21 protein-coding genes are annotated in these 23,536 nt (G+C 63.0%); 13 read left to right on the top strand and 8 right to left on the bottom strand.

Annotation, left to right across the window (positions count from 1 at the left end):
* The first annotated feature begins 2 nt into the window (after positions 1–2).
* From BX592_RS11015 to tssA, 12 genes are all read left to right on the top strand, one after another.
* The gene (locus BX592_RS11015) at positions 3–851 is read left to right on the top strand and encodes a toxin-antitoxin system YwqK family antitoxin (RefSeq protein WP_208327886.1); all 849 of its coding nucleotides are present in this window, start codon (positions 3–5) and stop codon (positions 849–851) included.
* A complete protein-coding gene (locus BX592_RS11010) occupies positions 848–1,234 on the top strand; it encodes a DUF4280 domain-containing protein (protein WP_134191807.1) in 387 nt (128 codons plus the stop codon). The genes BX592_RS11015 and BX592_RS11010 overlap by 4 nt, the downstream gene beginning before the upstream one ends.
* A gap of 12 nt (positions 1,235–1,246) precedes the next feature.
* Complete coding sequence (locus BX592_RS11005) at positions 1,247–1,639, top strand: hypothetical protein (RefSeq protein ID WP_134191806.1); 393 nt, start codon at positions 1,247–1,249, stop codon at positions 1,637–1,639.
* Positions 1,640–1,787: 148 nt separating this feature from the next.
* A complete protein-coding gene (locus BX592_RS11000; RefSeq protein ID WP_134192003.1) occupies positions 1,788–2,687 on the top strand; it encodes an ABC transporter substrate-binding protein in 900 nt (299 codons plus the stop codon).
* 56 nt (positions 2,688–2,743) lie between these two features.
* Positions 2,744–4,018 carry a dicarboxylate/amino acid:cation symporter gene (locus BX592_RS10995; RefSeq protein ID WP_134192002.1) on the top strand — a complete coding sequence of 425 codons (1,275 nt, stop codon included), beginning with the start codon at positions 2,744–2,746 and terminating at the stop codon, positions 4,016–4,018.
* An 11-nt stretch (positions 4,019–4,029) separates the two neighbouring features.
* Positions 4,030–4,731, top strand: coding sequence for a cysteate racemase (gene cuyB, locus BX592_RS10990; protein ID WP_134191805.1), 702 nt, complete (start codon positions 4,030–4,032; stop codon positions 4,729–4,731).
* Entirely contained in the window at positions 4,728–6,368 is a 1,641-nt protein-coding gene (locus BX592_RS10985; protein WP_243849469.1) for a dicarboxylate/amino acid:cation symporter, read from the top strand. Before cuyB ends, BX592_RS10985 begins: the two co-directional genes overlap by 4 nt.
* Complete coding sequence (locus tag BX592_RS10980) at positions 6,365–6,886, top strand: hypothetical protein (RefSeq protein ID WP_341803942.1); 522 nt, start codon at positions 6,365–6,367, stop codon at positions 6,884–6,886. The genes BX592_RS10985 and BX592_RS10980 overlap by 4 nt, the downstream gene beginning before the upstream one ends.
* Positions 6,887–7,042: 156 nt before the next feature.
* On the top strand, positions 7,043–8,374 hold the full coding sequence (tssK, locus tag BX592_RS10975) for a type VI secretion system baseplate subunit TssK (protein ID WP_134191804.1): 1,332 nt from the start codon (positions 7,043–7,045) through the stop codon (positions 8,372–8,374).
* Between the two features lie 48 nt (positions 8,375–8,422).
* Positions 8,423–9,175, top strand: a complete 753-nt coding sequence (locus tag BX592_RS10970; protein WP_134191803.1) for a DotU family type IV/VI secretion system protein — start codon at positions 8,423–8,425, stop codon at positions 9,173–9,175.
* 31 nt (positions 9,176–9,206) lie between these two features.
* Positions 9,207–13,460 carry a type VI secretion system protein gene (locus tag BX592_RS10965; RefSeq protein ID WP_134191802.1) on the top strand — a complete coding sequence of 1,418 codons (4,254 nt, stop codon included), beginning with the start codon at positions 9,207–9,209 and terminating at the stop codon, positions 13,458–13,460.
* Positions 13,461–13,468: 8 nt separating this feature from the next.
* Complete coding sequence (tssA, locus tag BX592_RS10960) at positions 13,469–14,608, top strand: type VI secretion system protein TssA (protein ID WP_134191801.1); 1,140 nt, start codon at positions 13,469–13,471, stop codon at positions 14,606–14,608.
* Here tssA and BX592_RS10955 read toward each other — a convergent pair.
* From BX592_RS10955 to BX592_RS10920, 8 genes are all read right to left on the bottom strand, one after another.
* Positions 14,584–15,375 carry a response regulator transcription factor gene (locus BX592_RS10955; protein ID WP_134191800.1) on the bottom strand — a complete coding sequence of 264 codons (792 nt, stop codon included), beginning with the start codon at positions 15,373–15,375 and terminating at the stop codon, positions 14,584–14,586. The two genes, tssA and BX592_RS10955, sit on opposite strands and share 25 nt — an antisense overlap.
* 259 nt (positions 15,376–15,634) lie before the next feature.
* Positions 15,635–16,195: a LysR family transcriptional regulator gene (locus BX592_RS10950; protein WP_134191799.1), complete on the bottom strand. Its 561-nt coding sequence runs from the start codon at positions 16,193–16,195 to the stop codon at positions 15,635–15,637.
* 761 nt (positions 16,196–16,956) lie between these two features.
* Positions 16,957–17,544 (bottom strand): CGNR zinc finger domain-containing protein, encoded by a 588-nt coding sequence (locus tag BX592_RS10945; RefSeq protein ID WP_134191798.1) that lies wholly within the window; start codon positions 17,542–17,544, stop codon positions 16,957–16,959.
* A gap of 285 nt (positions 17,545–17,829) precedes the next feature.
* Entirely contained in the window at positions 17,830–18,924 is a 1,095-nt protein-coding gene (locus BX592_RS10940) for an enolase C-terminal domain-like protein (protein ID WP_134191797.1), read from the bottom strand.
* Positions 18,921–19,844: a ketopantoate reductase family protein gene (locus BX592_RS10935; protein ID WP_134191796.1), complete on the bottom strand. Its 924-nt coding sequence runs from the start codon at positions 19,842–19,844 to the stop codon at positions 18,921–18,923. Before BX592_RS10935 ends, BX592_RS10940 begins: the two co-directional genes overlap by 4 nt.
* 29 nt (positions 19,845–19,873) lie before the next feature.
* Complete coding sequence (locus tag BX592_RS10930) at positions 19,874–20,710, bottom strand: alpha/beta fold hydrolase (protein ID WP_166676335.1); 837 nt, start codon at positions 20,708–20,710, stop codon at positions 19,874–19,876.
* Between the two features lie 13 nt (positions 20,711–20,723).
* On the bottom strand, positions 20,724–21,359 hold the full coding sequence (locus BX592_RS10925) for a TetR/AcrR family transcriptional regulator (RefSeq protein ID WP_134191794.1): 636 nt from the start codon (positions 21,357–21,359) through the stop codon (positions 20,724–20,726).
* A 272-nt stretch (positions 21,360–21,631) separates the two neighbouring features.
* Positions 21,632–21,895 carry a hypothetical protein gene (locus tag BX592_RS10920; RefSeq protein WP_134191793.1) on the bottom strand — a complete coding sequence of 88 codons (264 nt, stop codon included), beginning with the start codon at positions 21,893–21,895 and terminating at the stop codon, positions 21,632–21,634.
* Positions 21,896–22,570: 675 nt separating this feature from the next.
* On the opposite strand from BX592_RS10920, the gene BX592_RS10915 reads away from it, so the two are divergent.
* Positions 22,571–23,458 carry an alpha/beta fold hydrolase gene (locus BX592_RS10915; RefSeq protein ID WP_134191792.1) on the top strand — a complete coding sequence of 296 codons (888 nt, stop codon included), beginning with the start codon at positions 22,571–22,573 and terminating at the stop codon, positions 23,456–23,458.
* The last annotated feature ends 78 nt before the right edge of the window (positions 23,459–23,536 follow it).

The raw sequence follows: 23,536 nt of genomic DNA, 5'->3' as shown, positions 1-23,536 counted from the left end.
CGATGAGCGAGACCTTGACGCAACTGTTTGCCTTTGGGGCTGCACCCGGTGTTACGCCGGGCGCCGCGCCGGACACGCACGCCACGAACGCGTCGTACGCGTCGTACGCGTCGACAGACCCGTACGCCGCAAAGGGCCCACACGCAGCGACCGGCGCTCACGCGGCTGGCGTTACCACCGTCGTCGAAGAGCACGACGACGAAGGCCGCGTCCTAAGCCGCACCGAAATGTGCAACGGCGTGCCGCACGGCGAGCTCGCGCGCTTCGGGCCGAACGGCGCGCCGCTATTGCAGGCGCGCTACGCGCAAGGCTCGTTGTCGGGCCCGTTGCGCACATTCGACGAACAGGGTCGCGTCACGCATGAAGCGCACTACGTGAACGGCAAGCTGCACGGCGCGCTGTCGCTCTACCAGGACGGTCTTCTCGTCAGCCGCCAGCAGTACGCCGGCGGCGTGGCGCACGGCGAGAGCGTCGTCTATGCGGCGTCCGGACTGGTTGTATCGAGGATGACTTACGAGGCCGGCGTGCTCGAGCGCGAAGCCATCTTTATGCATGACGGCGTCGTGGTGCGCCGCGTGCCGTACCGCAAAGGGCTGATTGAAGGCGAAGCGCGCGACTATGCGCGCGACGGCACGCTCGCCCAGGCAGCGCCGCACCGCTCGAACCTGCTGCATGGAACGGTACGGCGTTTCGCGCCGGACGGCAGTGTCGTCGAAGAGCGCCAGTACGCACAAGGCAAGCCGCAAGGCGAGTGGCGGCAAGTGCCCGCGCAGCAGGCCGGCGGCGACGCGCAGCCGGGCACGCAGCGCTTTGTCCGGCACCTCGAAAAGTTAGTAAGGGGCAATGCATGAGCCTGCTCGTGACAGCGGGCGCGACGCTGCAATGCAGCTTCGGTGCGGCGCCGGCGCCGATGTCGGTGCTGCCGGTCAACCGCGTGCTGTCCGGCGCGCCGGCGGCGACGGTGGTGGATAACGTGCCGATGGTGAATGTGATGCCGTTCGGCGTATGCAGTTGCGCGGCAAACCCGACGGTCGCTGCGGCGACCGCGGCCGCGCTCGGGGTGCTGACGCCGATGCCGTGCGTGCCGGTCACCGTCGCGCCGTGGGTGCCCGGATCGCCGACTGTGACGATCGGCGGGATGCCGGCGCTGCAGAACGCCTCGAAGCTGATGTGCACGTGGGGCGGCGTGATCACGGTGGTCGCGCCGGCGCAAGTGACGACGATGGTTCCCTGATGGTGACGCACGATGCAATACGTGTTCTCGATGACTTCGCGGATGGTGACGATAGCGCTCGGCTGCGCGCTGTTGTTGTGTGTGCTGCTGTTTCTGCTCGGCATGCAGATCGGCGCGCGCCTGACCGGGCAAACGCCTGCGCAGGCGACGTCGCAGCCGATAGCCGGCGCGTCGTGGTCGGCGGCGGTCGTGCCGGGGCGCGCACCGGCTGGCGCTTCGACGCCTGCGGGCGCGACTGCTTATCCGAACGGCGCGACCAACGCGTCCAACCCGGCGGACGCTACGGACACGTCGGACGCATCACGCATGTCCGATGTGTCCGACGAGACGGTTGCGCAACCGTCGCCCGTTGTGCCTGTTGTGATACCCGCTGCCGCGGCCAATGCGGCGGATTCCGGTTCCTAGTTCTGTGGAGAGTGTGACGTTCATGTCGTCTACGTTGGCTTTGCCTGGTGTGTTCCGATTCCGCCGCGTGCCGTGCGGGTTATCGCATTTAGCACGGTGCGCCGCGTGGTTTTGCGCGCTGTTGTGTGTAGTGCTCGTCGCCGTCGCGATGCTTGTGATGCCGCGACCCGCATTTGCCGCTGCGCCAGCGGCGAATGGTCAAGCGTCCGATGCGGGTATGCCTGTGGTGGCGGTGCCCAACCCATCGGCGCCCGCCGGCACCAGCAACACGCCGCTCACCTCCACCGGCCTCGTGCAGATGCCGGACGGCCGGCTGCTGGCGCCGGAGTTTGCACGCATCGTCCAGCGCGGTGAGCTGATCGTCGCGGTGCTGAAGGTCGATCAACCGCCGTTCTTCGAGGAACGCAACGGCCAGCTCAGCGGACTCGATATCGACCTCGCGAAAGAAATCGCCGCGAAGCTCGGCGTGAAGGTGCGCTTCAACCGCGATGCGAATACCTTCGACGGCGTCGTCGATCTGCTTGCGCGCGGTAATGCGGATATCGCGGTCAGCAAGCTGTCGCGCACGCTGCCGCGCGCGCAGGAGATCAGCTTCAGCACGCCGTATCTGCGCCTGAAGCGTGCGCTGCTGCTCAACCGTGTGAAGTTCGCGCAACTCGCGCAGGGCCGCACGGTGCCGGAGATGATTCGCACGTACGACAACTCGATCGGGGTGGTCGCGAACTCGTCCTACGCGGCGTACGTGACCAGCAATTTCCCGAAAGCTCAGGTACGTCAATACCCGACCTGGGAAGCCGTCCTGAAGGCGTTGAACACCGGTGAAATCACCGCTGCATATCGCGACGAATTCGAAGTGAAGCGCGTCTTGAAGATCGACCCGACCGCCTCGCTGCGTCTGCGCGTGGTCACGCTGCAGGACCTCGAGGACACGCTCGCGATTGGCGTGAACGTATCGGCGCCGGCGCTGCTCGCGTTTATCAACCAGTTTCTGTCCGAGCGCAGCACGAAGTTCGACGTCAGCACGGTGCTGCAGGCCACCGATCACTGAACGCCGCCGACGATAAAAACCGATCACACGACCGAAAGACCAGAAAGACCATGAAGCTGAACTCCGCTCGAATCTATGCGCTAGCCGTCAACCCCTGGGTGATTTTCGCGAGCCTCGGGCTTGGCGTATCCGTCGGACTTGTGTTGCCGCGGCAAGCGCAGCACCTCGCGTTTATCGGCGACATCTATGTCGATCTGCTGAAAATGACGACGCTGCCGTTCATGATCTCCGCGGTGATATTCAGCCTGCAGCGTCTGTTTCGCGACGGCGGCACGTCGAAGTTGCTGCTGCGCGTGGTCACCGTGTTTATCGGCGCGTCGGCGATCGTGTCGCTGATCGGCGCGATTGTACTGATCGTGATGAGCCCGGGCTCGAATCTGTCGAGCGAAACGATGCAGACCTTCGGTTTGATGGTCGGCAGCGATTCGTCGTCGAACAACACAGTGATGAACCTGTACGGCACCGACGTGCCGGAAAAAACCCTCAGTCTCGCGACACTGCTGACGAGCCTCGTACCGACCAATATTTTCGCCGCGCTTGCGAACGGCGACGCATTGAAAGCGCTCGTGTTCGCGCTGCTATTCGGCCTCGCGGTCGGGCGCGTGCCGGAGCGCATTTCGACGGGCTTGAGCCAGGCGCTCGAAACGGTTTATCACGCGTGTCAAAAACTGATGCACTGGCTCAGCTATCTGCTACCGGCCATTCTGTTCTGCATGAGCGCCGCGCAATTCGGCAAGTCCGGCGTCGAGCCTTTGCACGCGATGCTGCAGTTCGTGCTCGCGTTCTTTATCGCATCGGTGACGCTACTCGCGCTGGCCGCGGTGATTATCTGGAAGCGCTCGGGCGGCACGCTTGCGACCGCGCTCGATGCGCTGCGCGCGCCGTTCGCGCTTGCGCTCGCCACGCGAAATAGCGCCGCCTGCATGCCGAGCATGATCGAGAGCCTGGTCGACAGGTTGGGCTTTGCGCGCTCGCGCGTCGAGTTGCTGGTGCCGCTGACCATCTCGCTGCTGCGCGTCGGACCGATGGTCTATTACGTGTGCGCGACGCTGTTTATCGCGCAACTGTACGGCCATACGCTCGGCGTGGTCGAGGTGGTCACGGTGCTGCTCGCGTCGGTGCTCGCGGGGTTTGCATCGGCGGGCATGACAGGGCTCGTGACGGTGTCGCTGGTCGGCATGACCTGCGCGTATCTGCGCTTGCCGTTCGAAGCGGCGTTCATCCTGTTTCTTGCGGTCGATCCATTGTGCGACATGCTGCGCACGCTGATTCTCGTGATCGGCAATGCCGCTGCGGTGTCGGTGATCTGCCCGCGGCCACTCAAGATATGAAGGAGACGCGTATGGCGCTGATCGGTATTCTCGGCGGCATGGGTCCGCTCGCCACGGTCGATTTCATGGAACAGATCATCCGGCTGACTGGCGCGGCGCGCGACCAGGAGCATCTGCCGATGCTGGTCGCGAACCTGCCGCATACGCCGGACCGTTCGGCCGCGATTACCGATGGCGGCGCGGACCCGCTGCCGGCGCTGCTCGCAGGCATCGATCTGCTGAATCGCAATCGCGTCGGCGTGATCGCGGTGCCGTGCAACTCGGCGCACCACTGGTATGCGCAGATGCGCGCGCACAGCGAGGCGCCGCTACTGCATATCGGCGAGGTCTGCGCTGCGGCGATCGCACCGCAGGTGACGCGCGCCGCGGTGCTCGCGACACGTGGCGCGCTGACCGCCGGTTTTTATCAGGCGGCGCTGGTCGAACGCGGCATTGAGCCGGTGTTGCCGGATCCGGACACGCAGCAGGCGGTGAGCGCGTGCGTCGCCGCGGTCAAGGCGGATCGTCTCGGCGATGCCGCCGCACATCTGTGCGCGGCGCTCGATGCGTTGACCGCGCAGCGCATCGAAGCGGCGGTGCTCGGCTGCACCGAATTGCCGATCGCGGCGCGCGAACTTGAAATGCGCGAATTCGCGCTGGTCGACAGCACACTCGAACTTGCACGCGAGACCGTGCGCTATGCGCTGGCGCGCGGCTGGAACCGCCCCGCATGAAAACGCTCAGGCAACTGTCGAACAGTACCGTCGTGCTGCTGCTATGCGTCGCGACCGGCGTGCTGTGCGGCGTGTACGCGGCGCCGGCCGGCGATGCCGTATATCTGATCGGGAAGCTGTATCTGGCGGTCGTTAATATGGCCGCGATTCCGCTGCTGGTGGTCGCGACGTTTTTCGGCTTGCGTCAGGTGCTGCAACTGCCGCGACCGGTGTTGCGCGTGAGCACGATTGGCGTGCTCGCGCTGGCGGGCGTCGCGCTATGCGCGGCGGTGGGGACGGTTGCGGGGCGCGCCGCGATGCCGGGTTCGCATCTGTCGGCGTCGCAGTATGCGCATCTCGGCGAACTGGTGCTGCAAAGCGCGAGCAGCGGCGACGAAGTGCATATGGCGCTGTTCGACGACGACACAGGTTCCGCGCGCGACGTACACACGGCCGCTGCTCAGCGGCAACCGGACGACGCGTCGGCGCAGGTTGGGCAGCCGGAGGCCGGAGCCGCGCAAAGCGCGCCGGCAACGGCGTCACTCGACGTACCGCCCGCTGCCGACACACCCGCAGCCGCACCCGCGCGACAGAACGACACGGTGTCGCACGCGATTGTGTACACGGTGCACGACCTGATACCCGATAACTTTTACCGTGCGCTCGCGCAGGGCCGCACGCTGGCGATCCTGAGCGGCACGATCCTGTTCGGCATGGCGTTCGCCGCGCTGTCGCGCGAGCAGTCGACGATGCTGTCCAGTGTGTTCGAAGGCATTTACCGGACGCTCGAAGCGATCATCGAACACGCCAATCTGATGATTCCGGCACTCGCGTTCGGCGCGGCTGCGTACGTCGCCTCTCATGTGGACCGCGCGACGCTCGACGCGATGAAAAGCTTTCTGCTGTGTTTCGTGTCGTTGTCGGTCGCGCTGGCCGCGTTGACGCTGGCGGTGATCTCCGTGCGCTGCGGCAAGCCATTCGCGCAGGTGGTCGCCGCATTGAAGGCGCCGCTGCTGGTCGGGCTGATGTCCGGCAGCGAGACCGCCCCGATTCCGCACACGATCGAAGCGATGAGTGCGCGCCTGGGCTTTAGCCGCGGCGTCGTCGAACTGGTCGTGCCGCTCGGCGCGGTGTTTATCCGCGCGGGCACCGCGCTGTACTTCGCGCTGGTGACGGTGTTCGTCGCGAATCTCTATGCGCGGCCGCTCGATGCGATCGACCTCGCGCTGATCGGTGTCGCATCGACGGTGGCGGCGTTTGCGTCGGCCGGGCAGAACGGCGTCGCAACCGCGGGCTTCGCGGGTGTCGTGCTGTCGGTTCTGCAACTGCCCGTCGAAGCGGCCGGTGTGCTGTTCATTGCGATCGACCTGCTGTGCGAAGGGCCGCGCAACGTGCTGAGCCTGCTCGCGGTGTGCACGGTGATCGCGTTCGTGTCGGCGGGTCTGCCGTTCGAGCAGAGCGCACGCACCGACGCGCATGCGTTGCGGGGGCGCGGGCAGCCTGTTTTGCAGCCTGGTTCCCAACTTCAGGGACAACTGCAAGGACAACCCGTTTTGCAATTCTCGTTCTCGCGCGCGCAACTCGTGCTCGCGCTGGGTTGCGTGCTGATGGCGGCATCGCTGATTGTGCTGCTGGGCGTCGGAGTGGGGGCTCGATGATTCTCGTGTACAGGTTCCCGAACCGCTTGCGTCGCGTGTCGCGCAATGCGCCGTTGCGGCAGTTGATGCTGCTGATTTTTGTCGCGTGTGTCACGCAAGCGCTCGCGGGCTGCGGGATGTTCGGCTCGAGCGGCGACAAGGTGAAGTGGTCGCAGATGACGCTGACCGCCAGCGACGATCTGAACAACAACGCACCGGTCGCCGTCGATGTCGTGCTGGTGTCGGACCGCGCATTGCTCGAGCGCATTGCGGACCTGCCGGCATCGAAATGGTTCAGCGCGCGCGCCGATCTCGCCGCGACATTTCCGCAAGGACTGCGCTATCGCAGCTGGGAGATGGTGCCCGGGCAGCGGCTCGATGTGCCGGGCGATACGTTCGCCGGGCCGCGCGTCGCTGCGGCGTTCGTGTTCGCGAACTATCAGGGGCCGGGCGCGCATCGCGTCCGGATCGACACGTTCAACGGCCGGATGGTCGTGCTGCTGAACAGTACCGCATTCACTGTTTCGCCCACTCAATGAAGATCATTAATCGTTCCGCGCAGTCTGCTTCGACGCTGGTTCGCGATGCTGTCGCTGTCGCTATCGTTGTCGTTGTCGTTGTCGTTGTCGACACCGTTGGCGCTGCCGTTGCGGGCTGTGTCGCCGCCGCTGCAATCCGCGGCCAGGAGAATCGCGATGTCTGAGCGCACGCCGATGGTTGTCGACCGGGTCGAATGGTTCGAAGGCATGCTGCTGTCGCCGCAGCATTTCCAGTTGCTGTCAGGCCGGCTCGATTCGCTGGTCGCGTGGCAGACGCTCGCCGCCGCGCCGTTCAGTTGGGGCGTGCGCCGCGTCGTGTTCGACCAGGGCCTGCTGCCCGCCGGGCTCGTGCGCGTGCTCGCGCTCGACGCGATCCTGCCGGATGGCACCGCGGTGTCGTACGCGCCGCAAAGCGGTGAACCGCAATGTCTCGAACTGTCACTCGAGCCGTTCGCCGACCGGCTATCGAGCGGGCCGCTCGATTTCTACCTGACGCTGCCGGTGCGCAGCGCACCGATGGGCGGGGCGCGCATACGGCGCTTCACGTCGGTGCCCGGCACGCCGGTCGAAGACGAAGTGTCGGAGGCGCCGCCTGCGGATATCGCGCGGCTCGTGCCGAATCTCGCGCTCGCCGCAGGCGAGCGGCCGTCGCCGATGTTCGTGGCGCTGCGCCTCGGCTCGGTCTACAAGGACAACGAGGTCGTGCGTCTCGGCGAACGGCTGCCGCCGTTGCTCGAAGTCGCGCGCGACAACCCGCTATGGACCGGTGTCGCGTCACTGCTTGGCCAGCTGCGCGGCAAAGCCGCATTCGTCGCGCGGCAGACCGCGAACCCGTCGTCGAAGATCGACGACCGGCTCACGCAGCTCGAATTGAAAGACCGTCTGCGCAATCTGCTGACCGATCTGCCGTATGCGGAAGCGGTGCTACGCACGCCGCATCTGCATCCGCTGTCGTTGTATCTCGCGCTGGCATCGTTATCCGGCTCGCTGAGCATGCTGAAGGCCGGCGGCTTGCCGCCCGTGCCGCTCGACTACGACCATGAAGACCCGCTCGCGGTATTTGTGCCGCTATTGCGCTCGTTGCGCGAGGCGGTGTCCGAAGTCAGCGAAGACCATCGCGAGCACCGCTTCGAATTCAGGCACGGTGCGTATGAACTGACGCTGCATCAGGACTGGATTGGCGAGCGTCTGGTGGTGGGTTTGCGCGGGCAATCGGAGCGCGACCTGCTCGCATGGATGGACGCGGCGATGATCGGCTCGCAGCCGGTCTATCCGTCGTTGCGCAGCCGCCGCGTACTGGGCGCCGCGCGCCGTCCGCTGGACTACGCGGAAGACCTCGGTCTGCGTTCGGGTTCCGGCTATCAGTTGTTCGAGGTGCTGGCCGACCCGGCGCTGATTCATGCGAACCAGCCGCTCGTGATCGGCAACCCGAACGAGGGCGAGAGCGCGCAGCGGCCGCAGGAGATGGTGCTGTTTGTGAAGAGCTGAACCCCGGCAACGCAGCAACAACGCAACAACGCAACAAAGGAATCGAGCATGGCACGCAATCGACCGGAATCCGACGAACACGACCCCGTGACCGAACAGTTCCGCGCATTTCTCGACGAGCTCGTGAAAGCGCGCGCACGCGCGTCGAATGCGCCCGACGCGGCGCCGGAACTTGCCGCCGCGGAGATGAACCGTCATCTGCTGAACCTGATCGAGATCCAGACGTTGCAATCGCGGCGCGACAGTACGCGCTACGACACCGAAAGCCTGATGGACGCGCGCTATCTGAAAGCGGTGCTCGCCGACGAAATTCTGCTCAATACGCCGTGGCCGGGCCGCGAAACCTGGACCGGCTTTCTGCTCGAGTCGACGCTGTTTCGTACCAACGTAGCCGGCGATCTGGTGTTCCGGCGCATCGAGCAGGTGCTGTCCGAACGCGAGCCGTCGCGCCGCGCGGTCGCACGGCTGTATCTGTTCGCGCTCGCGATGGGTTTTCAGGGGCGCTTTCGCGGTATCGATGCGGCCGCGCAGCTACGCAGCTATCGCGACGAACTGTACGAGTTCGTCTATCAGCGGCGCGCGGACCTGACGAGCCGCGACCGCACGGTGGCGCCGGCCGCGTATGCGAACACGCTGTCGCATATCGCGCCACGCAAGCTGCCGACGTTGAGCCGCTGGAGCGTGATTGTGCTGCTCGCGTTCGTGTCGCTGCTCGCCGTGTCCGAACTGCTGTGGCTGTGGCAGTCGTGGCCGGTGCGCGAGGCGCTCCGTCCCGATGCGTTCAGCGCGAGTACGAAATGAACGCGCGCCGCCCGCTGCCCGGAGATTGCCGATGCTGACCAGTAACCTGTTCCTGCTGTCGATTGCGGTGCTGACGGTGGTCGTCTGCATCGTGCTCGGCGTCGTGCTGTATTTCGCGCTGCACGGCTCGCACGGCAAGCCCGCGGCCGAGCGCAAGATCGTGCGGCTGCGCGCGGACACGCTGCGCAGCACGTTTCGCCAGGCGGTCGAACTGATCGAAGGGAATATCGCGTCGCGCGCGGAGCGCTACAACATTCCATGGATCATGGTGCTCGATGAAGGCGATGACCCGCATCCGCTGCCGGTCGCCCAGGCGGGCGTCGCGAGCGTGCTGAGTTCGGAGGCCGCGAGCCCGGCTGCAACGAGCGGCATCTCATGGCACTTTTTCGATCGCGGCGTGGTGATCGATATCAAGGCGATGTACCTCGGTTCCCCCGAAGACGATGGCGATGAAAAGCCGTGGGACGAGTTTCTCGGCTTGTGCCGCAACTACCGTCAGCAGCGGCCGTTCGATTCGGTCGTGATCACGGTGCCGGCCGCGCTGTTGCTCGCCGAAGATACCGACGCGCAGCTCGAGCTGGTGCGGCGCGCGAAACTCGCGCACCGGCGTCTGTGGCTCGCGCAGAATCGCTTCGCGATGCGTTTCGCGGTGTATGTCGTGATTACCGGTTGCGAAACGCTGCCGGGTTTCGCGGGCTTTGCGCGGGCGCTGCCCGAGCCGATGCGCGCGAGCATGCTCGGCTGGTCGTCACCGTTCGATCTGTCGACCACGTATCAGTCCGCGTGGGTCGATACCGCGATGGCCAGCATCGAACGCGCGGTGTCCGATACGAGCGCGGAACTGTTCGCGCTCGATACCGGCACGATCGACGCGGGCGCGTTGCTGCTGCTGCCGGCGCGCATCGATGCGATGCGCGCGCAACTGCAGATCTATATCGACGAACTGTTGCGGCCGAGCGCGTATCACGAGCCGTTCTTTTTCCGCGGCATCTACCTGACCGGTGATAGCAGCGAGTTCGCGCAATGGACGGTGGAACCCTCGTCTGCCGGCTATCGCGATGGCGCGCTGGTGCCGGCCGGCGGCGAGTTCGCCGCGGCGGACGGCGCTGGCGACCCTGTCGCCGCCGATGCAGCGATGCCGCTCGTCCCGTATGCGGGCGGCGCCGCCGCCTTGCTCGGCGACGCGGCGGGCGCGCCGCTCGAAGCGGAACGACGCGAGCCCGGCGGCCCGCTCAACGAACTGATGCGGCAGCCCGCGTTCCTGCGCGATCTGTTCGACAAGAAGATCTTCCTTGAATACGGTCTCGCGCGGCCATCGCGTTCGCAGCATCTGACGCGACCGCTCGTGAACCGCGCGTTGCGCTGGGGCAGCTATGCGCTGCTCGGCGTATGGGGCGTCGGCATTGTCGTTGCGACCGTGCAACTGAGCCATCGCAATGGCGAACTGGTCGCCGCGCTCGGCGCGTTGCAGCGCGACGCGCAGGATCAGGCGATGGCCGCGCGGCGCGGCCAGGATCTGACTGCCGACTGGTACCGCGGCAAGGCGCTCGCGCTGATCGCGCTGAACCAGCATCTGCGTGCGGACCCGCTGTGGACGGTGTTCCTGCCGGGCTCATGGCCGATCGTCGACGACCTCGATCAGCGCGTGAACAGCCGCTTCGATCAGGCGTTCGGCGAGATCGCACTGACCGCGCTGCAGCGCGAGATGTTCGCGCGCGTATCGAAGCTGACCGGCACCGCGCGCGACCCGAGCACCGGGCAATTGATTGTCGGTGACGATTGCGCGGCGCCGGCCTTGCCGCGCGCGGACAGCATGCGCTCTGACACGCTGTCGATCGACGAACTGCCGGAGATGCGTTCGCTGCAGCAATACGTGAACGGCGTCGATCAGTTCGATGCCGCGCTGCAAGCGTTGCAAAGCCTGCAACGCCCGTCGCCGGATAACGCCGATGCGCTGCGGCTCGTCGTGCGTTATGCGCTGGGCGCCGAACTGCAGGGCAACGTCGCGAGCACGCTGCGCTACTTCTATCGCGATACCGACGCGAAGAGCGAGTACCGCTCCGACCTCGGCAGCGGCCTCGCGGTCGCGCAGCTACGTGAAGCGTTGCGCTGCACGCTCGAGCGAGGCGCGTTGCGGCTCAATCAGCGTCTGTTTGCGGCGAATCCGTTGCTGGTCAGCGAGCAGTCTATTACCGAGCACCTGCGCACGCTGTCCGGCGCCGATGCGGGCGCGTCCGGCTTCGCGCAAGTTAGCGCCGCGTATCGCTCGGTGGTGGCCGGCATCGACGCGCAGCAGGATCTGCTCGCGTCCGGCAGAAGCGGCTGGATCAGGCAGACCCAATTCGCGCCGGGCGCGGCTTACGAGCGGATGCTCGCGCGTGTCGCGCAAAACCGGCTGCTCGGCGACGATCTCGCGGCCAGCGTGCGCGCGCGCGACGACAGCGCGTTCCAGGCGTTCCGCGCCGGACTCGCGCAGCGCTTCGGCGGGCCGGATAGCGGCATCGTGTGGGTCGACAAGGAGCGTCGCTACGCAGTGTCGCCGTCGCGGCTCGCGCTGCGCGACGGCATCAACGCGCTGCTCAGTCAGCCGTTTATGGTCCAGCCGCGCGATCTGCCATTGCCGACGCTGCCGGCCGGTTCGGTGATCGTCTGGGATACCGCGCAACTCGATCAGGCACTCGCGCTCGGCGACGTGCGCAAGCGTTACTTCAGCGATGGTTTGACGAAGCTGCCGGCGTTGATCCAGCCATCGGTCGAGCAGACGCTCGATGCGCAGTTCGCGCGGCTCGTGCTCGATCAGACCGCCGCGGCGGCGACGCCGACACCGGCGGACGCCGACGCGGACAGTGCGGCCGCGTTCGATGCGGCGCGCGCGCGTCTCGCGCGGATCAAAGGGCTGCTGACCGACATGGGCGCGCTCACGCAGGCGGCCGATCTGGACTCGGTTGTGTCGCGCGACGCGCTCGAACGGCTGCGGCTTGTCGACGCGGAACTGACGCGCGCCGAACTGTACGCGACGCGTCAGAACGCGGGCTTCGACGGAATCCCGAATGCGCGGCCGACGGTGCTGGCCGCGTTCGGCGTGGCGGATGTCGCGTCGCTCGGACCGTATCTCGCGCAGCAGTCGGCGCGTGCGTTGGCGCTCGGCAGCGAGGCGGCCGTGTATCTGGCCGCGCTCGATCCGGTCGATGCAGCCGCGCCACTCGCGCAGCGCTGGCGCGCGATCGAGCGCGACCTCGACCGGTACAAGCTGAAAAATCCGAATAGCAGCCTGCTGATGCTCGAACAGTTCGTGATCGCGGCGGCCGATGCCGGGTCGGCCGGCTGCGGCGCGAAGTTCCCGCCGCGGCCGTCGGCAAGCGGCGCCGACGATTACTTCGCGACGCTGCATACGCGGCTCTACAGCACGCTGCTGGCGCGCTGCCATCAGGGTTATGCGGACGAACTGCGCGTGCAATGGGCGAGCTTTTCGGACGCGTTCAACCAGAGCGTTGCAGCACGCGCGCCGTTTATCGGCGCGGCGGGCGCGGGTGTGACGGGCGGCGCGGGCGCTGCCGGCGCGACGGGCGCCGTCGGCGATGGCGTAACTGCTGATTTCGGCGAACTCGGCCAGGTGCTGAAGCGCTATGAGCGCGTGTCGGTCACATTCCGCGATGCGGGTGCGGGCGGCGCGACGGGCGATGCGATCGCGGTGCGCCGCTTTATCGACAACTTCGACAAGGTGAAAACGTTGCTGTCGCCGCTTTATCCGACCGACGATGGCGGACCGAGCGGCTATGACGTGAATGTCGAGTTCCGCGCGAATCGTACCGGCGAAATCGCGGCGAACCAGGTGATCGCGTGGACGTTGTCGATCGGCGCGCAGAGCCTGTCGATGGGCGATACGCCGTCGCATCCGCTGCACTGGGATTACGGCATGCCGGTCACATTGACGCTGCGCTTCGCGAAGGACTCGCCGTTGACCGCGCTCGCCGACCCGCGTCAGCGTGCATTTTCGACCGACGGCCGCGTGCTGACCTGGCAGTTTTCCGATCCGTGGGCGCTGATTACGTTTATCGGCGCGGAGCGTGTGCCGGACACCGGGCCGCGTGCGGACAGCTCGGCGCTACTGCTGAAGCTCGATTTTCCGCTAGGCACCGCGAGCCCCGCGGATGTCGGTTTGCTGCCCGCCCAGGCGCATGGCCGCGCGTTCGTGCGCGTGACGTTGACGCCGGCCGGCAAGAAAAACCCGCTGCCGTGGCCCGGCAGCTTCCCGGCGCGCGCGCCGGACTGGACTGCGTTATGACGCCTTTGATGGACAACCTTGCAGGTTCGGAGCGCTTCAAAGCACTCGGCATCGATCTCGACGCGCTGCTTGCACCGCTGTCGGAGGGTGAAGGAGGCGGCGTGTGGCTGCGTTACGAACCGATTTACCAGCAGATCCGCAGCGCACGGCACGAGGACGACGCGACGCTGCCGATGGGCGAATGGGAGCGGCCGCTCGTGAAGGCCGACTGGAAAACTGTCGCGGCGATGTGCAGCGACGCATTGCGTACGCGCAGCAAGGACCTGCAGCTCGCCGCATGGCTGAGCGAAGCGTGGACGCATCTGTACCGGATCGAAGGCTTTGTTGCGGGCGCAATGTTGCTCAATGCGCTGGTCGAACGGTATTGGGATACCGCATGGCCGAGAATCGACGAAGGCGACAGCGATGCGCGCTGTGCACCGTTTACGTGGATCAACGACACGCTCGCGCTCGTGCTGGTCCTGCATGTGCCGTTGCTCAGGATTGAAGGGCGCGAGCCGGTCGCCGATGTGAACCTGTACGATTGGCAGCGCGCGTGCGCGGCCGCTTACGATGACGACGATAACGCGTTGTCGAGCGAATCGCTCGCGCGGCAAGTGAACGGTGCGAATGCCGCGGCGCTTTTACAACTGCGCCGTCAACTGGCCGATGCACGCGATGCGTGGATCGAACTCGATCGCCGGCTCGATGAGCGGCTCGCGCAGGCGGCGCCGAGCATCGGGCAGGTCACCGATGCGCTGACGCGGCTCGCGCACGCGGCGACCAGCCTGCTAGGCGATCATGCGGAGCATGGGCCCGCGAACCCGACACAGGACGATATGAGCGAATTCCCGTTGATCGATAACGACGGCGCGCAGCCGCTGTCGGCCCACCTGGTTGCAGCGGCCGCTGCGCAGTCCATTACGCCGGGCGCCGTGGCGCCGGTTGCATTGCCGTTTGACGCCGCGGGCATTGTCGATCGCGCGCATGCGTACCAGTTGCTGCAACTCGTGGCGGACTATCTCGCGCGGCATGAACCGCACAGTCCGACGCCTTATCTGGTGAGGCGCGCGGTCGGCTGGGGGCAGATGTCGCTGCCTGAGTTGATGAGGGAGATCGTGCGCGAGGAGGGCGATTTGTCGCGCTACCTCGCGTTGCTTGAATTGTGACGCGCGACGCGGGCCGTGGCCGATGCGCCCGCGTCATTCACACCGGTGTTCTCGCTGTTGGTTCGCGACGTGGCCGCACCCGTCGCGAGTGTATTCGGGTCAGTCAGTTCGTCGATAAGCGACAGTTGCACGCCCAGTTGAACCGCCTTTCTAACGAGATCCGCGACTGTCATCGCACCCATCTTCTTCATCGCTTCGCGCCGGTAGATCTTCACCGTGATCTCGCTCAGGCGCATCTCGGAGGCGATCTGCTTGTTCATCAGACCGCTGACGACGAATGCCATCACTTCGCGTTGCCTGGGTGTTAGCGATTCGTATTGACGTTTCAGCGCGGTCATGGAGCGTTTGCAACGCAGACGCCGCTCATCCACTTCAAATGCGTCCGCAACGATATCGAGCAGTTCCTGATCGCGTACCGGCTTCGTCAGGAAATCGAACGCGCCGGCTTTCATTGCTTTGACCGACATCGCGACGTCACCGTGCGCGGTCATGAAGATGATCGGAATCTGGATCTGACGCTCGCGCATCAGGTTTTGCACGACAAATCCGCTCGGCCCTTTCAGGCGTACATCCAGTAGCAGACACGACGGTGTGTCGGGCAAGTCGCCCGCGAGGAAGTCCGTTGCGTTCGAATAGGTTCTCGCATGGATTCCGACCGAACGAAACAGCGACTCGATGGCTTCACGGATCGCCAGGTCGTCGTCGATCACGTACACGATTGAGCTGCTTTCACTGATTGCCGGACGATGACTGAGGGTGTCACGCATAGATCTCGCACTCGCTACACACATCGACCGGACATAAGGAACCTCAAAATCGGATGATTGGCCGTTATAACGCGTTTTTCAGGTTACGGACTGCACGAAAACATTCGAATGGCATGAAGTCTACTCAACGAAGAACATATTGTCACTACGCGTGACAAGAGATGAGAATCGTCAAGCGGCGACGCAATTGTGTGGAGGAATCCGTAGCAATTGGGCGACGTTGATTTCAGATTCCTTAACACAGGGGCGCAAGTTCTGGCTACAGCTCGCACGCCGCTCTTCTGATGACAGCGACCAGCTGTCTGCATGGACGTCCGACGATGCTTGCGTGCGCAACGCTTATTTCGAGCGTGTGCGGTATCGTCGATCGACGGTCGACAAAGCCCACGTCGGCAATTCCTGCCTCGACGAACCGGCATACATCCTTAGCCGTGCCTTCCATCATCGTCAGGTTGATATCCGGGCGCCGGCCGAGAATGCTTGCGAAAAGTCCGTTCGCCACAAGTTGGGTGCAGCCGTGCAGTGTCGCCACGGTCACGGTTCCGGCCGTTGTCGCGCGGGGCGTGTTGAGCTGGTGAATGGTTGCGTCCACAAACTGGAAAGCGGCCTGCACGGCATGCCACAACATAGCGCCTTGCGAGGTCAGTTTGATGCCGCGGCCATGCCGGTGAAAAACACGATGCCCAACCGCCAGCTCGATTTCCCGCAACTGTTTGCTCAACGCAGATTGCGTGACGTTCAGCGCGATTGCCGCGTCTGACAGCGACTTGTGCCTCGCGATTTCGACAAACTGGCGTAGCTGGTAGTCGATGTTCTTCATACCGATTTCGCTTCATTGTCTGACCGGTATGCGCGCTGCAAAAGCAGAACTCCTACCGTATTCCGTGAACCGAATGATCGCGTACATAGTAGTAGGTACAGAGAACGGGAGTCAACGCTCCGTTTAGTCGGTCTACCGTTCGTTATCGGCGCAGTGCGCCTGAACCCTTGATGTGCTCTGGGTTTGACGAGGGATGACGCATCCATGCATAACTGTTATGACCGACAGTCGCAAGGGTGGCTGCTTGTAACCGATAAAACGACTTATAAAAAATGAGGATGAGTTGACGTGAACACCCAACTCTAACGACGTTTTGCGCGTTAGGTGAAATCGTCATTTTTGTCACGAAACAACGCACAACAACATTCTTGCCCCCGCGGTCCTGCTGGCTGCTTGGACGTCCGCTTTGCTGTAGGGTCCCAGCCTGTTCGCGCTTGTATTGACAGTCTTGACTGGGGCGCCGCCGTTCAAACGTGCGGCGCAGCGTGATGGGAGTCCACCGGCGATCATGTCGGGCATCCGCAAGCCTCCCGCGTGGGTTCGCTACGGCACGGCTCGACCGCTCGATGCACCGGTGATCTTTTACGTGTTGTCTTTCGCGCCGGCAATGACACATCGCGCAAGCGATTTCGATAGCGATGCCGCGTGGTGTTATGCGTTGTTGAGAATCGCGTATAGCCTTAGCTAAATCATTCCGTCCGGCGACCCGACGAAGTTTGCTCTATTTTTCTGCTTCAGCAGGGATGTAGAGACTGCGGCAATTACTCGCTAGCCGCGTATTTCTGGCGCGCGCGAAAGTTCGCCACCTTGTGACGATTGCCGCACATTGCCATGCTGCACCAGCGGCGCCGATGAGCCTTCGTGCGATCATAAAACCACAAGATGCAGTCTTCGGATTCGCATTTCCTGACGAGTTCGAAGTCTCCGGTTGCCAGAAGCTCCGCGGCCGCTTGCGCAACCGGCGCGAGCAACTGTTCGGGCGACGCGCGCTCATAGTCGTGAACGACATCCAGCTCGCCGTGTGCTCTGCGAACCAGATTCACGTGGTAGCGCGCATGGCCCAGAAATGCGTTAAGCGCCGCGACATCCACGCGCTTTCCGTCTTTTTTCTGAATGATCAGTTTTCTGATGGTATCCCGCAGGCTTCGTGCCGCGTTCACGAGCGCGCCTTTTCTGAACGATGGTTGTTCCTTCGCATCGAGAAACTCCATCGCCTGCAGCCATGAGATGACGTCGTTATCCGCTTCCAGGTACTCGTATAGAGTGCCGTCCGTGCGCGCGACTGTATTGAGGAAATCAAGCGCCGGGTCGTCGGCGATCTGTAAAAACGCCTGAGAAAGGGCAAGCATCAGTCTTCTCCAGTCACTGAGGGAGCTGATTGTAACCGTTAAAACTTATATCGACAAGTTACGCCAACAAGTTTCCTGAAAGTGACAGGCGGCGCCGACGCTTGCATTCACGGTAACCCGTATCCGCAATATACAGGAGTCTGGGTCATCACGCGTACCGCTGCGGGTCGCGTCTACATGCGAGCTTGAGAAGCGCACTGGGCGCTCGTTTCTGACATTAAGTCAATGTCAGTGCAACAGGGAAGTCAAGTTTGACGCGTATCGGCAAAGCAGGCCGCACCTGCTTTACGGAAGCCGGTATTGTTTGACAGCGTCGGCATCCCAGCTAAGCCCATTGCCTGGATGGTCGGATGGCGTGGCCTTGCCATCGCTTATGCGAAGCGGCTCTTCGAGCAATGGGTTCGCCCAGTCGACGTATTCGAGCCAATGCGCGGTGGGCGTCGCGGCCAGTAGATGCGCGCTGATCTCCGGAAACAGATGCGACGAAACCGGCCGTCCGGCGGCAGCCGCAATGCCGGCCGCCGAACGCCAACCGGATGTGCCGCCGATCCGATCCACGTCGAACATCAGGTAGTCGGTCGCGTTCGCCTTTAGCGAATCGAACACCGGCGGCAGGCCGACGAGATTCTCGCCGAGTTGTAGCGGCGTTTTCGTCGCGGCGGCGACCATCGCGAGATGTTCGAAGTCGTCATGCCGGATCGGCTCTTCGATCCAGTACACACCTTCATCGTCAAGTTGCGGACAGTATTGCATCGCGGCAGGAAAGCTCAACGCCTGATTGAAGTCGACCATGATCGCGATATCGTCGGAAAGACGCTTGCGAACTGCGCGTAGCGCGATCAGGTCGTCGGCGAAGCGAGGGCGGCCGAGCCGCATTTTGACCGCGGAAAAGCCGGCGGAAACCAGTTGTTCCGCTTCGTCCGCAGCGGCGCCGGCAGGCATCAGGCCAAGGCCATTGCTGTTGTACGCCTGAACTGGCCGGATCGAGCCGCCGAGCTGCACGGCTAGCGGAACACCCGCGGCAATCGAAAGCACGTCCCACGCGGCGCTGTCGATCGCGGACGCGACCATAAGAAGCGGCCCATAAAGGCCTGTGAGCTTGAAGTATCGTGCGATGGATGCGGACAGGTCGATCGGTGCGACATCGTGTCCGGCAAGAAAGTCGTTCAGATCGCGCACGATCACTTGCAGCGACCGCGCGACCGATTCGACGTAGCAGAATGCGTAGGACCGGCCGCGTATCCCATCTTCGGTCAGGAGCGTGACGAGTAGCAGTGGCGCATTGCGGATCGATTGTGCGCTCGTGCCCAATGGGCGATTCATCGGCACGCTAACCGCTACCGCATCAATCGATCTTATCTTAAGACGATGCGAAGTCATCCTTGCTTCCCGTCCGCGTAAAGCGCGAGGATGTCCGATATCACGCTATTACACGGTGTCGGGACATTGAGTTGCGAACCGAATGTGGCAACCGCTCCGCTTAGCCACGGCAATTCCAGACGGTTGCCGCGTTCGAGGTCGTGATGCATGGACGACGTCATCGTGGCGGGAAGGGTGTCGCAAAACGCGAGCCGGTCTTCCGCGAAGTTGGCCGGCAAATTCACACCCTTTGCGCGTCCGACCGCGACGACTTCGCTCATCACTTGCAACAGGAACGCGCGCGTGCGCGGGTTCTGCCGGATCGGGCCGATCGACTGGCGGATGGATGAGGTCGTGCCAGACAGTCCGACCAGGAAAACGAACTTTTCCCAGATCAGGCGTTGAATATCGTCGCTGATCTCCGCGGTTATGCCGGCTTTCTGGCACGCGTCGTAAAAGGCCGTCACTCTCGGCGAACGGCTGCCGTCATATTCGCCGAACGCAAGCTTTTGCAGCGTCCCGCTGTGCACGATAAGCCCGGGTTCGCCAATCGTGGCCGCGATATAGCAGACGCCGCCGACAATCGCGTGCTTCGGCAGATATCGAGCGAGGATGTCGTCCTTCTGCACGCCGTTCTGAAACGAGATCACCGCTGAGCCTTGTTCGACGAGCGGCCTGAGCGACTGTGCAACCTGTTCGGTGTCCCACAACTTCACCGCGACGAGGATAAGATCGGCCGATTTAACAGCGCTTAGGTCTTCCACTACGTTCGCGTGATGGATCGCGAGGTCGCCTAGCGGGCTCGATACCCGTAGGCCGTCTTCACGGATTGCCGCGAGGTGTCTGCCGCGCGCGATAAACGTCACGTCATTTCCGGCAGCCGCCAGACGCGCGCCGAAATATCCGCCGACACCCCCTGATCCTAAAACAGCAACTTTCATCGGTTACCTCATGCAATCAATCGAGCGTTTCAGCGCGTGTCCAGCGCGAAATCCGCCAGCATCTTGCCTAGCAACTCGGGTTCGTCCTCGGGTAGAAAATGTCCGGCTGTGTCGACAACTTCGAGCCGCGCGTTCTGCAACGCGTCCGCGAGTCGTTGACCATACTTCAGGGGCTGGAAGCGGTCCTGAGCACCCCAGACCAGCAGCACAGGAATCTTGAGCGCTTCGATGTCGGCGCTCCGCGCTTCGAGGTCTTCGCTGCGTAGCGCGCGTGCGGCACGCAGATACGCGGCGCGTCCCGCCACGCCTGCAAATGGGCGTTCATATTCGGCGACGAGCTGCGGTGTGACGCGTTCAGCTTTGACAACGCCTTGCCGCAAACCTTTTGCGAACCCGCGTTGCAGATCGAAGTCTGCTGCGCCCAGAATCGCGTCCCAGATCGGATCCTTTAACCGTGCAATGCCGGGTTCGGGAAACGAGTCATAAGCGACGCTGTCGACCAGACCTAACCGGCTAACCGATAGCGTCGCATCGAGCGCGAGCAGTTGTGCGACGCCGCCGCCGATATCATGGCCGATGATCGTGCCGCCTTGCCACCCCGACTGATGAAGTGCGTCAGCGATAAAACCTGCCTGCGCATGCACGCCGATATCAATGGATTCCGGCTTCGACGACTCGCCGTACCCGACCAGGTCGAAAGCAATCCATCCGCATTGTCTTGCTGACAGTGCCGGCGTGACGGCGCGCCACAAATGCCGGTTGGTCGGGATGCCGTGCAGTAACGCGACCGTCGGTGTTTCAGCGGTACGGGTAAAGGCGACTTGCTGTCCTGCAACGCTGACAAAGCCTTCGATAGTCGCTGTCATGGCGGCACACCTTTCAATGGTTACACGAAGCTGCCTGTGCAGTTCGCGGGTCGGTGCGTTCAATGATCGCGAGATCGAGGCAGGCGAGCAGTGCGGTGCGCGCATCATGCGCGCGAGACCGGTTCATTGCACGGCTGACAGCGAAACTGCCTTGCACGACAGTGACAATGGTCAGCGCGATATGCGCTGCCGGCAGCTTCAATCTGAACGATCCTGCTGACTGCTCGCCTTTGAGGATTTCCTGTAGCCGTGTTTCGATGTGGCCGAAATAGTGCGACAAAGGTTGCCGCAATTCGTCGTCCTGGATGGCGGCGTCCCAAACGAGGCGGCCGACGCGACAGCCCGACAAGGGCCTTGTGTTCTGTTCGAAATACGCGAGCAGCCGATCCTTGAAGCGACCTTGACGAGACATCGCTTCTTCGAAATCGGCGATTCGTTCTTCTACGACCTCAACGATCGCTTCGCGCGCGAGCGCCTGCTTGCTCGTGAAATGGTGATAAAAACTGCCTTGGCCGGCTTTGCTTTTTGCCTGAATGTCGCGTGGGCTCGTGGCTTCATACCCTTTCTCCCAGAGCAGATCTTTCGTTGCCTCGATGATGTCTTCGCGCCGGCCCATCACTGCGTCCTTCGTCGTTGAAGTATGCGTCACCTGTCTCGTACATACTATTAGGTACAGTCGGAGGGGTCAAGGCGAGTTCCGCTCTGGCTTGCCACGTGCATCACATTGAAACCGGTATAACTGACTATACCGGTTGCATCGTAGTTTTGCTTTTGAAAGGTTATCGTAGGGCGACAAGGTCAATCTCAGCTGACTTCCGCTTCAATGCGGGTCGTCTTTCTCTGGATCTTGCCGCAACCATCAGGCGGCGCGCGTCAAAGCGAGCCGGCATGATCGCATCGGTGCGCGCTAGTGGCGGATGGTTAGCTTCCGAAATAGATGTTGCAATAGCTGACTGGCCCGACACAGCCTTTCACGTAGGGCTTGGTCGGTCCGGTGTTAAATCCGGACGGATATTCGGACGACGCACTATTGTCGCGTTGCTGATCCGGCCGTGTGGCAGCAGACGCGTTCGGCGTTTGTACCTGAGTCACCGCGTTGACCGGCGGTGCGGGTTCCTCGGCCTGAGCGAAGGAAATTCCACTTAACAGCAAAGACGTTGCGAAGATCACCTTAACGATGTTCATTTGAAAAGCTCCGACAGGTTGTTCACGTGTTTCGATGGCACAACTATAGGTTTCGGAGAATCGCGGGTACAGGAACATTGATGGAAGAGACCGTTCCGCTCGTTGACGGGAATCTCGAGCAGGTGCGCGATTAGATACGGAAACGGCTTTTCACTGTTTCATTTTGCGAAATTTCCGCTCATGTGTACCGGTTGACACGACGGTCAGGAGTCTTGCTCCGCGGGTTTTGCCGGTGAATCGATATTGGAGGGGCCGGAGGGCGAGGTGAGTGTTCCGGTGCCTGTGTCGCCGTTCCGGGCGAATTCGGCAAGGGCACTTGCCTATTTCGCTGCTGTCGGGCGCCGGAGTCACCCGTGCTCGATGAGTTTGCATCGCACCATCGATTCGATAGGCAGTGACGCGATTGACTCTGGCGCACGGGGGAGCGACGTTGCTGCGGCGTGTAAAACCGGGGGTGGCGTCGTTGTATGCGGGCGATTTGGACACGCGCGGCGGGTGCTTTGCAATACATTTCATCAAGCAGGATACCGGCCACCGTTCCAGCACATCGCGTGTCCTCAATCGATCAATTGAGTAACCCGAAAAAGTAACTTTGAAAAGTTACCTATTCCAGCTACGATAGAACCTTCGAAGAGGGCTGCCGGGCTCGTTGAACAACTGTTCATGGAGGTTTCAATGTCGAAAGGTCATGCTGTTCCTGCGGTTTCCGTCAAGCGTACCGAAGCGGATGGGGTCGACGTCTTCTATCGGGAGGCAGGCGCTGCCAACGCGCCGGTCGTCCTGTTGCTACACGGCTTCCCGTCTTCGTCGCATATGTATCGCGAACTGATTCCACGCTTGGCTGACACATATCGTGTAATTGCGCCGGATCTCCCGGGCTTCGGGTTTACGCATGTGGCGGACAACCGCGCTTACACATACTCGTTCGATGCGCTTGCTCAGACGGTCGCGGCGTTTGTCGACAAGCTTGGTCTGAAACGCTATGCGGTCTATGTGTTCGATTACGGCGCGCCCGTGGGCCTCAGGCTGGCGGTGAAATACCCGGAGCGCGTGAGCGCCCTCATTTCCCAGAACGGCAATGCGTATGAGGAAGGGCTTGGCGACGCATGGGACCCAATACGCAGGTACTGGGCCGAGCCGACCGCGGCTCATCGGAAGACCGTTCACGATGCGATCCTGAACTATGAAGGCACGCGATTTCAATATGTGCACGGTGTGTCGGACCCCGATTCGGTCGCGCCTGAGTCGTACACACTCGATGCGGCGCTGCTCGAACGACCGGGCCAGAAAGATATTCAACTCGACCTGTTCCTCGACTACCAGTCGAACCTGAAGCTGTATCCGACGTTCCAGAAGTTCTTTCGCGACCACCAGCCGCCGACGCTCGCGATCTGGGGGAAAAACGATCCGTTCTTCATTCCGCCCGGCGCGCAAGCTTATCGGCGGGACAACCCGAAGGCGGTAGTCAGGATGCTCGACACCGGACACTTTGCACTGGAAACGCACGTTGATGAGATCGCGTCCGCAATGCGTGACTTCCTCGCGGAAAACCTGAAGGCGTGATTCGCGTCGGGTGGTGCGGTCTCCTGCATCGTTCACGTTAGTCAGGTAGCCGACGTAACCCGTAACGTATCGTTTGCA

It is taken from the genome of Paraburkholderia rhizosphaerae, from assembly GCF_004366595.1.
In the GTDB taxonomy this organism is placed as follows: domain Bacteria; phylum Pseudomonadota; class Gammaproteobacteria; order Burkholderiales; family Burkholderiaceae; genus Paraburkholderia; species Paraburkholderia rhizosphaerae.
Note: the sequence above shows the minus strand (reverse complement) of the source record. Positions and strands in the feature narration are given on the sequence as shown.